Source organism: Streptomyces sp. NPDC054849 (assembly GCF_053610945.1).
In genome coordinates, this window is the sequence record NZ_JBSGZI010000082.1 from 26,817 (window position 1) to 37,543 (window position 10,727).

The window sequence follows — 10,727 nt, forward strand, 5'->3', positions numbered from 1 at the left end:
CGGGCGCCGCCGCCGCGTTCAGGCCTTCGGGGCCACCTTCGACAGGCCGTTGATGATGCGGTCCATCGCGTCGCCGCCCGTCGGGTCGGTCAGGTTGGCCAGCATCTTCAGAGTGAACCTCATCAGCACCGGGTGGGTCAGGCCGCGCTGCGCGGCGACCTTCATGACCTTCGGGTTGCCGATCAGCTTCACGAAGGCGCGGCCCAGCGTGTAGTAGCCGCCGTAGGTCTCCTTGAGCACCTTCGGGTAGTTGTGCAGCGCCAGCTCGCGCTGCGCGGGGGTGGCCCGGGCGTGCGCCTGCACGATGACGTCGGCCGCGATCTGGCCCGACTCCATGGCGTACGCGATGCCCTCGCCGTTGAACGGGTTGACGAGCCCGCCCGCGTCTCCGACCAGCAGCAGGCCCTTGGTGTAGTGCGGCTGCCGGTTGAAGGCCATCGGGAGGGCCGCGCCGCGGATCGGCTGCGTCATGTTCTCGGGGGTGTAGCCCCAGTCCTCCGGCATGGACGCGCACCAGGCCTTGAGGACCTCGCGCCAGTCCAGCTCCTTGAAGGCGGAGGAGGAGTTGAGGATGCCGAGACCCACGTTGGACGTGCCGTCGCCCATGCCGAAGATCCAGCCGTAGCCGGGCAGCAGCCGGTCCTGCGCCCCGCGCCGGTCCCACAGCTCCAGCCAGGACTCCAGGTAGTCGTCGTCGTGCCGCGGCGAGGTGAAGTACGTCCGCACGGCGACGCCCATCGGGCGGTCCTCGCGGCGGTGCAGGCCCATCGCCAGGGAGAGCCGGGAGGAGTTGCCGTCGGCCGCGACGACCAGCGGGGCGTGGAAGGTGACCGGGGTCTTCTCCTCGCCGAGCTTCGCCTGCACGCCCGTGATGTGGCCGGTGCGGGCATCGCGCACGGGCTCGCCGACGTTGCAGCGCTCGTACAGCCGGGCGCCGGCCTTCTGGGCCTGGCGGGCCAGGGTCTCGTCGAAGTCGTCGCGCTTGCGGACCAGTCCGTAGTCCGGGAAGGAGGCGAGTTCCGGCCAGTCCAGCTGGAGCCGCTGCCCGCCGCCGATGATCCGCAGACCCTTGTTCCGCAGCCAGCCGGCCTCTTCGGAGATGTCGATGCCCATCGCCACCAGCTGCTTGGTGGCGCGCGGGGTCAGGCCGTCGCCGCAGACCTTCTCGCGCGGGAACGCCGTCTTCTCCAGCAGCAGGACGTCCAATCCGGCCTTGGCGAGGTAGTAGGCGGTGGTCGAGCCGGCGGGCCCGGCCCCGACGACGATCACGTCCGCGGAGTGTTCGGAGAGGAGCTCGGTCACTGCGGGGTCTCCCGAAGGCTCGATAAAGGGTGCCCAACGGCACCGGACATGTGCAGTCTATGCAGCGAGAGAGAACGCGATCAGAAGGGCCACCCACGTTGACAAGCTCGCCGACCTCGCCGCCCTCGCCGACCCGGCCGCTCCCCGCCGTACAGCTCCGTGTGCCCACCGACGAGGACGCGCACGCCTGGCACGAGGTCTTCGCCGATCCCGACGTCATGGAGTTCCTCGGCGGCCCCGCCGAGCTGTCCGCCTACGAGGAGTTCACCGCGCGCCAGCGCATGCACGACGCCCAGCTCGGCTACTGCCTGTGGACCCTGCTGGACGCGGAGGGCGCGGTGATCGGATTCACCGGGGCCCAGCCGTGGCCGCGGGAGAAGGCGTGGGGGCCGGTCGGGGAGATCGAGATCGGGTGGCGGCTGGGCCGTTCCGCGTGGGGGCGGGGCTACGCGTACGCCGCTGCGCTGGCCACGCTGGAACGGGTGCGGGGGGTGGGGGTCCCGCATGTGGTGGCGATGATCGACGCCCGCAACGCGCGGTCCGTCGCGGTGGCTGAGCGGCTCGGGATGGAGCTGGCCGAGGAGTTCACCACGCCGGGCGGCAACCCGGGCCGGCGGTACGCCCTCTCTCTGCGGGGCGAGTGACCGGGCTCCGCCCGGCCCTGGCGCTCGGCCCCGGACCCCGCGCGTCGAACGCCGGCCAGGCTTGATGTTCCGGCCTCGTCGGCGTTCGAGGCGGTCGTTGGGCCCCGCCGGCGTTCGGGGCGGGGGCGCGGGAGCGCCGTGGGTGAAGCCGCGCTTCAGAAGACGGACAGGCCCGTCAGCGTCGTGAAGCGGTCCAGGGCCGCGACACCCGCCACCGAGTTGCCCCGGGCGTCCAGTCCTGGGCTCCAGACCGCCAGCACGCACTGCCCCGGGACGACCGCGACGATGCCGCCGCCGACGCCGCTCTTGCCCGGCAGGCCGACGCGGTAGGCGAACTCGCCCGCCGCGTCGTACGTCCCACAGGTCAGCATCACGGCGTTGATCTGCTTGGCCTCGCTGCGCGTCAGCAGCCGCGAGCCGTCCGCGCGGAGCCCGTGCCGGGCCAGGAAGCGCCCGGCGCGGGCCAGGTCGGCGCAGGTCATCTCGATGGAGCACTGCCAGAAGTAGTGCTCCAGCAGGGCGGGCACCGGGTTGTCGATGTTCCCGTACGAGGCCATGAAGTGGGCGACGGCCGCGTTGCGGTCGCCGTGCTCCTGCTCGGAGGCCGCGACCTCGGCGTCGAAGCCTATGTCGGGGTTGCGGCTCTCCTGCCGCAGGAATTCCAGCAGTTCGCTGCTCGCGTCGCCCGTGAGGGTCTGGAGCCGGTCGGTGACCACGAGGGCGCCCGCGTTGATGAAGGGATTGCGGGGAATGCCGTTCTCGTACTCCAGCTGTACGAGCGAGTTGAACGGGTTGCCGGAAGGCTCCCGGCCGACCCGCTCCCACAGGCTGTCGCCGCCCTCGGCCAGGGCCAGGGCGAGCGCGAAGACCTTGGTGATGGACTGGGCGGAGAAGGGCACCTGCCAGTCCCCCACCCCGAAGACGTTGCCGTCGAGGTCGGCGACGGCCATCCCGAACTGCCGCGGGTCCACGGCGGCGAGGGCAGGGATGTACTCGGCGGGGGTGCCGCTGCCCACCAGCGGGGCGATGTCGGCCGCGATCTGCTCCAGCAGGGGCCCGTAGTTCGTGGGGGCGGCGTCGGGCACGGCCGTCAGTCCTTGATGCCCCGGTGCAGCGCGACGATGCCGCCGCTGAGGTTGCGCCAGGCGACCTTGGCCCAGCCGGCCTTCTGCAGCAGGGAGGCGAGCGCCGGCTGGTCGGGCCATTCGCGAATGGATTCGGCGAGGTACACGTACGCGTCGGGGTTGGACGACACGGCGCGGGCCACGGGCGGCAGCGCGCGCATCAGGTACTCGGTGTAGACCGTGCGGAACGGCGCCCAGGTGGGCTGGGAGAACTCGCAGATGACGACCTGGCCGCCGGGCTTGGTCACCCGGTACAGCTCGCGCAGGGCCACGTCGGTGTCCTGGACGTTGCGCAGGCCGAAGGAGATCGTCACGGTGTCGAAGACGTCGTCCTTGAACGGCAGCTTCGTCGCGTCGCCCGCGGTCAGCGGCAGCCAGGAGTGCTTCCTCTTGCCCTCCTGCAGCATGCCGAGGGAGAAGTCGCAGGGGACGACGTACGCGCCGGCGGCGGCGAAGGGGAGCGAGGAGGTCGCGGTGCCGGCGGCCAGGTCGAGGACCTTCTGCCCGGGGCGCGCGCCGACCGCCTTGGCGACCTCCTTGCGCCACAGCCGGGCCTGGCCGAGGGAGAGGACGTCGTTGGTGAGGTCGTAGTTCGCCGCGACCCCGTCGAACATGGAGGCGACTTCGTGCGGCTGCTTGTCCAGGGAAGCCCTTGTCACTGGCGTTCGCCCCTCGGTGTGCGATGCGGATCGGCGGGTACGGCCCCATCCTCTCAGGCCGCACCGCCCGCAGCGGCAGGGGCTCCAGCGGTACCCCGCCCCGTAGCGGGATCGCACCTCCCCGTATAACTGGTCCGAAGGACAGTTACGCCGCCGCCCCGCGGCCGCGTTGACTGACAGGGTGCGGCCCGGTGAGGGTCACCCACCGGAGCAGCGCCCGACTCGTGGCCGGTCCGGCAGTGGCCGCCGCGAACAGAGGGCTTCACGATGCCGGCAGGCCATTCCACCGGTCGCTCCCGCCGCAGCGGCCCGCGCGCCAGGCGCCGGGCCGAGCGGCGCAGGCGGCTCCGGCGCACCATCCTCCTCGGCTCGGCGGCGCTGGTCGCGGTCTCGGCGACCGCGTACGCGCTGATGCCCCAGGACGACGCCGCAACGGTGGCCAAGGGCCGCAGCGCGGTCCAGCCCGAGCCCCAGGACGGGGAGGCCACCGACGGCGCCGGGAACCCGCTCCCGCAGGGCGGCGCGCAGTCCCCCGCGCCGGCGCAGTCCTCCAGCGCTCCCTCGCAGCAGCCCGCGGCCTCGCCCACCCCGTCGACGGGCGCCCCGTCGCAGCCGGCCCGGCCGGGTGCCTTCAAGGCGTCGAACGCCTCCGGCGGTCCGCAGGGCAAGGGGCCCGCGCTGCGCTGGCGGATCGAGGTCGAGGAGGGGAGCGGGGTCGATCCGGACTCGGCGGCCCGCTCCGTCGAGGCGATCCTCGGGGATCCCCGGGGCTGGACCAGAGACCCCGCGTACGGCTTCCAGCTCGTCGGGGCGGACCAGCCGGTGGACTTCACCGTCAAGATCGCGACGCCCACGACGACGGACCGCCTGTGCGACGTGGTCACGCCCGAGCTCATCGGCGAGACCAACTGCCGGGCGGGTCACACCGTCGTGGTGAACCTCAAGCGCTGGCAGGAGGGTTCGCCGCAGTTCAGCGGCACCGTGGAGGAGTACCGGGCGCTGATCGTCAACCACGAGGTGGGGCACGAGATCGGCCGCGAGCACGAGACCTGCCCGGGCCCCGGCAAGCCCGCACCTGCGATGATGCAGCAGATCAAGGGTCTGCTCGGCTGCAAGTCCAATGCCTGGCCGTACGACACGAACGGAACTTATCTGTCGGGTCCGCGCGTCCCTTAGGTGGGAGAGCCGGCCACGCAATGGCGCCGGCCGGGGGCTAGGGGTGGAACCGTGCGCGTCGTCAGCTTCAGCGTCCCCGCATGGTTCCCCTCGTACGAGGTGCCGGGCGGCGGGGCGCAGGCGCCGGGTGAGGACCAGCCCGCCGGGACGCAGCCGGCCGACGCCCCACCGGCCGAGGCCCGGACCGCCGAGGCTCAGCTGACCGAGGCGCAGCTGACCGAGCAGGAGTCCGCCGTGTTCCTGTGCCTGGCCACCGGCGCCTCCAACCGGGAACTCGCCGTGGAGCTCCAACTGTCCGTCAGCACGGTCAAGTTCCACGTGGTCAACATACGGGCCAAACTGGGCGGGATCAGCCGCCTGCAGGCCTGCCTGCTGGCCGCCCTCGCCCGGGAGGACACCCGCCGCGGCGACGCGGACCGCGGGCTCAGCGACGGCGGTGGAGCAGCCGGCCGCCGATGACCGTGGCCACGCAGGTGGTCGCACCCCGGGCCAGCAGCTCGGCCTCGTCCGCCACGGCGAAGACCGCGAAGCGGGCCGGGACACCCGGCTCCAGGACCCCGTGGAAGGCCTCCTCGACCGCGTCCCGCCCGGCAAGGGGGTCCCCCCGGACCAAGTCCGGGGGAAGATCCGGGGCGGGCGGCCCCGCGCAGGCGGCCGGCGGCAGGATCGTCAGCCCCGAGCGGGACACCGCCGTCCGCACCGCCGGGATCGTGAAGCGGCCGCACACCGCCACCACCCCGCGGGCGAGCAGCCGCTGCGTACCCCGCCGGGCGCTGTTGCCCCACCGCGACTCGGTCATCTTCAGGGCGTCCAGCGCGTCCGTGCCGCTGATGGGGCCGGGGCCGAACTCGGTGACCTCGTACGGGTCGTCCGGGTAGTACGTCCGCTCCAGCAGCTCGTCCGCCCCCCGCATGAGCAGCCCGGGGGTGAGCACCCCGGGCCAGCGACGGGTCCGGGCGTGCGGGTGGGATCCGGCGAGATCCTCGTACGTCCCCACGCGGGCGATCCGGTCGCCCTCCACGAGGACCGCACCACCCGGCAGGGGCGCGGACCCCGTGCCGGGGACGAGGAGTTCGGCGGTGTGAAGGGTCAGCATCGTGTCGGACGCGTCAGTTCGTGGAGATGAGCTTCAGCTCGGGGTGCGCCGTGCCGCCTTCGAGGGCGGTCGAGGAGATGTGCGAGACCACGCGGTCGTCGGCCGGGTCGTTCGCCGGGTCGTCGTGCACCAGCAGGTGCTCGTAGGTCGTCGCGCGCTGCGCCGGGGTGCGGCCCGCCTTGCGGATCAGGTCGATGATCTCCTGGCGGTTGGAGCGGTGCCTGGCGCCGGCCGAGGAGACGACGTTCTCCTCCAGCATGATCGAGCCGAGGTCGTCCGCGCCGTAGTGCAGCGAGAGCTGGCCCGCCTCCTTGCCGACGGTCAGCCAGGAGCCCTGGATGTGGGCGATGTTGTCGAGGAACAGGCGCGCGATCGCGATCATGCGCAGGTACTCGAAGATCGTCGCCTGCGTGCGGCCCTTGAGGTGGTTGTTCTCGGGCTGGTAGGTGTACGGGATGAAGGCGCGGAAGCCGCCCGTACGGTCCTGCGTGTCCCGGATCATCGCGATGTGCTCGATCCGCTCGGCGTTGGTCTCGCCGGTGCCCATCAGCATGGTGGAGGTGGACTCCACGCCCAGCTTGTGGGCGATCTCCATGATCTCCAGCCAGCGCTCGCCGGACTCCTTGAGCGGGGCGATCGCCTTGCGCGGCCGCTCCGGCAGCAGTTCGGCGCCGGCGCCCGCGAAGGAGTCGAGACCGGCGGCGTGGATGCGCTTGATGGCCTCCTCCGCCGAGACGCCCGAGATACGGGCCATGTGCTCGACCTCGGACGCGCCGAGGGAGTGGATGACCAGCTGCGGGAAGTCCTTCTTGATGGCGGAGAAGTGGTGCTCGTAGTACTCGACGCCGTAGTCGGGGTGGTGCCCGCCCTGGAACATGATCTGCGTGCCGCCGAGCTCGACGGTCTCCGCGCAGCGGCGCAGGATGTCGTCGAGGTCGCGGGACCAGCCCTTCTTCGTGTCCTTGGGGGCCGCGTAGAAGGCGCAGAACTTGCACGCCGTGACGCACACGTTGGTGTAGTTGATGTTGCGCTCGATGATGTACGTCGCGATGTGCTCGGTACCGGCGTAGCGGCGGCGGCGCACCGCGTCGGCCGCCTGGCCGAGGGCGTGCAGCGGCGCGTGGCGGTAGAGGTCGAGCGCCTCTTCCCTGGTGATCCGGCCCCCCGCGGCGGCGCGGTCGAGGACAGACTGGAGAACGGCCTGGTCGGTCACCGGTGAGTCACCTTTCGGCGGTGTGTCTGTGTCAAGGTCCGGACCGATCCAGCCTACGTCAGGGCAGGGCGGCGGATTTCAGGGGCTACGGGTGAGGTCGCCTTCGGGGTTTCCGGCCGGGCCGTCGCCCGACTTGTAGTGGAGCGTCCCGTCCGCGTTGAGGGTGAAGCGCTCGTCGGCGGAGCCGTTGGAACAGACCCCGGGGGCCGGGTTGGGGCCGCCCGCGGTGTCCAGGACCAGTGAGCGGTCGGTGGCGGAGGAGAGCTTCCAGTCACCGCTGCAGTCGGTGCCCAGGAGCGCCAGGACCGACTTGTCCCGGGCGACGACCTCGCCGACCTTGCCGCCCCTGATGGTGATCTCGAACTCCGTGGACAGGCCGAGGCGGGCGGTGGTGACCGTGCCCTTCCAGGTGCCGATGAGTTCCTTCGGCACGTCGGTACGGGTTCCCGCGGGAGGCGCGGTGCTCGCGCCCGTGCTCGGCGAGGACGAGGACGGGGACGGGGTGGCCTTGGGGGTGGCACCCGGAGGGGCCGCCGAGGCGGAGGTACGGGGGCCGCCGTCGGCGAGGTCGCGATCCTTCTCGCCCTGACCGGGCAGCAGCCCCATCCCGTACAGCCCGCCGGACAGCACGGCGAGCACGGCCGCCGCGGCGAGGACGAGCGTGCAGCTGAAGCGGCGCCCCGCCGCCCGGACGGTGACCTGGCGCCCCGGCGCCTCGGAGCCGGTCCGCTGCCCGGGCGGACCGTACGGGCCGCCGCCGGCCGACTCGGTCGGGGCCCCGAAGATCCCGGAGCCCGTGCCGGGGGAGCCGTACGGGCCCGCCGGAGCGGCGGCCGGGCCCGGGCCCCGGCCTCCGTAGGACGGGTCGGGCGACCCGAAGCCGACGCCGGCCTGGCCTCCGTAGGAGGCGGCGGTGAACGGCACCGGCCCCGACGGCTGCTCCTGGACGGCGGCGCCCTCGGAGGTGTCGGCGTCGAGGTCCAGCAGCGCCACCGCCGCCCGGCTGGCCTCCTCGACCAGGGGCCCGGGAAGCCAGCCGGGGGCGCCCAGCGCCCCGCCGAGGGCCGCCGCGAGCGCCGCGGGGGCCGGCCGGTCGGCGGCCGTCTTGGCCAGGCAGGCCTCGATCAGATCGCGCAGCTCGCCCGCCGGGAGGGCGCCGAGCTCGGGCGGCTCGTGGACCACCTTGTAGAGGAGGGTGGCCGAGTTGTCCCCGGTGAAGGGCGGCCGGCCGGTCGCCGCGAAGGCCAGCACCGCGCCGAGCGAGAACACGTCGGCCGCCCCGGTGACGCCCTTGCCGAGGATCTGCTCGGGCGACATGTAGCCGGGTGAGCCGACGGAGACCCCGGTGGAGGTGAGCGAGGCGGTGCCGTCCGTGGCCCGCGCGATCCCGAAGTCGATCAGCCGCGGCCCGTCGAGGGTGAGCATCACGTTCGACGGCTTCACGTCCCGGTGGACGAGGCCCAGCCCGTGCACGGCCACCAGGGCGCGGGCCAGACCCGCGCCGATGGCCCGTACCGAGGTCTCGGGGAGCGGCCCGTGCGCGGCCAGCGCCCGGTCCAGGGAGGGACCCGCCACGTACCCGGTGGCCACCCACGGCACCGCGGCCCCGGGATCCGCGTCCAGCACCGGGGCGGTCCACTCGCCGCCCACCCGGCGGGCGGCTTCGACCTCGCGGCGGAACCGGGCCCGGAACTCCTCGTCGGCGGCGAAATGCGGGTGCACGATCTTGACGGCGACGGTCCGGCCGCCCGCACTGCGCCCCAGGTAGACCCGGCCCATCCCGCCCGCGCCGAGCCGGCCGAGCAGCCGGTACGCGCCGATCGTGCGCGGCTCACCGGCTTCGAGCGGCTGCATCGCGTCCCCCAATTCCCCGTGATGCCGGGCGCCTTGTGCCACCCGGCCGAGCAGCAGCCTAGGGCGTGCGGGGGCGGGGGAACCGGCGCTGTCACCCTTTTGCATTTCCCTTCCGCGATCAGAAATGCAAAAAGGCGGGAATTCCCGGGAAACTTCGCATTCGCCCGGCCGGGCCCGTCCGGCTACCTCCCGGTAAACCCGGTCAGCACTCCTGGACGACCGCGCTCAGGAGCTCCACGGCGACATCCGGGGCATACCCCGTCGTCGGTCCGGTACGGCGGGCGAATTCCCGTACGCCGGCCAGCTGCTCGGGACCGAAGCGGAAGTCGAGCGTCGTGAAGTACCGCTCCAGCAGCTCCGCGTCGAAGGCCTCCCAGCGGGCCGCCTGCTCGGCGACCTTGGTGACCTCCTCCAGGGAGACGTCCCGGGAGGCGAGGAAGGCCTCGTGGATCTGCCGCACGACGGCGGGCTCACGGGCGAGGTAGTCCTTGCGGGCGGCCCAGACGGCGAAGACGAACGGCAGTCCGGTCCACTGCTTCCACATGTGTCCCAGGTCGTGCACGGTCAGCCCGAGGCGCGGCGCGTCGTGCAGGGAGGCGCGCAGTGCGGCGTCCCCGATCAGTACGGCCGCCTCGGCCTCCTGCATCATCACGCTCAGGTCCGGCGGGCAGGTGTAGTAGTCGGGGCTGACCCCGTACTGCTCGGAAAGCAGCAGCTGGGCGAGGCGTACGGACGTACGAGACGTCGATCCGAGGGCGACGCGGGCACCGTCGAGCTGCTCCAGCGGCACCTGCGAGACGATCACGCAGGACATCACCGGACCGTCGCAGCCGACCGCGATGTCGGGGAAGGCGACGAGCTGGTCGGCGTTGCGGAGGAACTCCACGAGGGTGATCGGGGCGATGTCCAGGTCACCCATGACGAGACGCTCACTGAGCTTCTCGGGGGAGTCCTTGGTCAGCTCCAGGTCCAGCAGCGTGCCGGTTCTGGCGAGCCCCCAGTAGAGGGGCAGGCAGTTCAGGAACTGAATGTGGCCGACGCGGGGCCGGCTGCGGTAGACGTCCACATCGCGAGACTAGCCCCCGGGTCTCCGTCAGCCTTCGGGCGGGTCTCAAACGTCCGGGTGACGTGATCTTTCCCTCTGGTCTCGGCCGCCGGGTGCGTGCTAGGCTCGACGCAAGTTGCAGTTTGGTTTCCCTTGCAGTACGAGGCCTGCGGAGAATGTGACCCGCAGGCTTTTGTAGTTTTCAGACTTCTTAGCAGGTTCTGGAGCAGGGCGACCCTTTGGCCCATAGGAGGGCTCATGGCTACCGGAACCGTGAAGTGGTTCAACGCTGAAAAGGGCTTCGGCTTCATCGCCCAGGACGGCGGCGGCCCGGATGTCTTCGTCCACTACTCCGCGATCAATGCCTCTGGCTTCCGCTCCCTCGAGGAGAACCAGATGGTGAACTTCGACGTCACGCAGGGTCCGAAGGGCCCGCAGGCGGAGAACGTCACCCCGGCCTAGTCGCCTGGGCCAACTCTCATCGCGGGTTGGAAATGCAGTACCCAAGGAGCCCTGTCCCTCTGCGCGAGCAGAGGGACAGGGCTCCTGCCTTTCCCCGGCGCGGGGGCGTTCGACGCAGTGGTCCCCGGCACCGTGGGAACGGTGCCGGGGAC

Annotated in this window: 11 protein-coding genes; 4 read left to right on the plus strand and 7 right to left on the minus strand. The window is 72.1% G+C overall.

Annotated features, from left to right (window positions below; genetic code table 11):
* Window positions 1-18: 18 nt before the first annotated feature.
* Window positions 19-1,302 (minus strand): geranylgeranyl reductase family protein, encoded by a 1,284-nt coding sequence (locus ACWGIF_RS28225; protein WP_453501648.1) that lies wholly within the window; start codon window positions 1,300-1,302, stop codon window positions 19-21.
* Window positions 1,303-1,400: 98 nt separating this feature from the next.
* On the opposite strand from ACWGIF_RS28225, the gene ACWGIF_RS28230 reads away from it, so the two are divergent.
* A complete protein-coding gene (locus tag ACWGIF_RS28230; RefSeq protein WP_453501650.1) occupies window positions 1,401-1,946 on the plus strand; it encodes a GNAT family N-acetyltransferase in 546 nt (181 codons plus the stop codon).
* A gap of 155 nt (window positions 1,947-2,101) precedes the next feature.
* On the opposite strand, the gene ACWGIF_RS28235 is transcribed toward ACWGIF_RS28230, so the two are convergent.
* A complete protein-coding gene (locus tag ACWGIF_RS28235; protein WP_453501665.1) occupies window positions 2,102-2,998 on the minus strand; it encodes a glutaminase in 897 nt (298 codons plus the stop codon).
* Between the two features lie 38 nt (window positions 2,999-3,036).
* Complete coding sequence (locus ACWGIF_RS28240) at window positions 3,037-3,729, minus strand: demethylmenaquinone methyltransferase (protein ID WP_453501652.1); 693 nt, start codon at window positions 3,727-3,729, stop codon at window positions 3,037-3,039.
* Between the two features lie 267 nt (window positions 3,730-3,996).
* Here ACWGIF_RS28240 and ACWGIF_RS28245 point away from each other — a divergent pair, with 267 nt between their 5' ends.
* Complete coding sequence (locus ACWGIF_RS28245) at window positions 3,997-4,905, plus strand: DUF3152 domain-containing protein (protein WP_453501653.1); 909 nt, start codon at window positions 3,997-3,999, stop codon at window positions 4,903-4,905.
* A 51-nt stretch (window positions 4,906-4,956) separates the two neighbouring features.
* Window positions 4,957-5,364, plus strand: a complete 408-nt coding sequence (locus tag ACWGIF_RS28250) for a response regulator transcription factor (protein WP_453501655.1) — start codon at window positions 4,957-4,959, stop codon at window positions 5,362-5,364.
* Here ACWGIF_RS28250 and ACWGIF_RS28255 read toward each other — a convergent pair.
* From ACWGIF_RS28255 to ACWGIF_RS28270, 4 genes are all read right to left on the minus strand, one after another.
* Window positions 5,330-6,001, minus strand: coding sequence for an imidazolonepropionase-like domain-containing protein (locus ACWGIF_RS28255; RefSeq protein WP_453501657.1), 672 nt, complete (start codon window positions 5,999-6,001; stop codon window positions 5,330-5,332). The two genes, ACWGIF_RS28250 and ACWGIF_RS28255, sit on opposite strands and share 35 nt — an antisense overlap.
* Window positions 6,002-6,014: 13 nt before the next feature.
* Complete coding sequence (gene mqnC, locus ACWGIF_RS28260) at window positions 6,015-7,214, minus strand: cyclic dehypoxanthinyl futalosine synthase (protein ID WP_453501659.1); 1,200 nt, start codon at window positions 7,212-7,214, stop codon at window positions 6,015-6,017.
* 78 nt (window positions 7,215-7,292) lie between these two features.
* Window positions 7,293-9,068 (minus strand): serine/threonine-protein kinase, encoded by a 1,776-nt coding sequence (locus tag ACWGIF_RS28265; protein WP_453501661.1) that lies wholly within the window; start codon window positions 9,066-9,068, stop codon window positions 7,293-7,295.
* Window positions 9,069-9,270: 202 nt separating this feature from the next.
* Complete coding sequence (locus ACWGIF_RS28270; RefSeq protein WP_453501663.1) at window positions 9,271-10,134, minus strand: menaquinone biosynthetic enzyme MqnA/MqnD family protein; 864 nt, start codon at window positions 10,132-10,134, stop codon at window positions 9,271-9,273.
* Window positions 10,135-10,371: 237 nt separating this feature from the next.
* On the opposite strand from ACWGIF_RS28270, the gene ACWGIF_RS28275 reads away from it, so the two are divergent.
* The gene (locus ACWGIF_RS28275) at window positions 10,372-10,575 is read left to right on the plus strand and encodes a cold-shock protein (RefSeq protein ID WP_030162033.1); all 204 of its coding nucleotides are present in this window, start codon (window positions 10,372-10,374) and stop codon (window positions 10,573-10,575) included.
* Window positions 10,576-10,727: the final 152 nt, after the last annotated feature.

Coding starts and splice junctions, on each gene's coding strand:
- ACWGIF_RS28245 (WP_453501653.1), top strand. CDS start 3,997: ATGCCGGCAGGCCATTCCACCGGTCGCTCCCGCCGCAGCGGCCCGCGC.
- ACWGIF_RS28255 (WP_453501657.1), bottom strand. CDS start 6,001: ATGCTGACCCTTCACACCGCCGAACTCCTCGTCCCCGGCACGGGGTCC.
- ACWGIF_RS28265 (WP_453501661.1), bottom strand. CDS start 9,068: ATGCAGCCGCTCGAAGCCGGTGAGCCGCGCACGATCGGCGCGTACCGG.
- ACWGIF_RS28275 (WP_030162033.1), top strand. CDS start 10,372: ATGGCTACCGGAACCGTGAAGTGGTTCAACGCTGAAAAGGGCTTCGGC.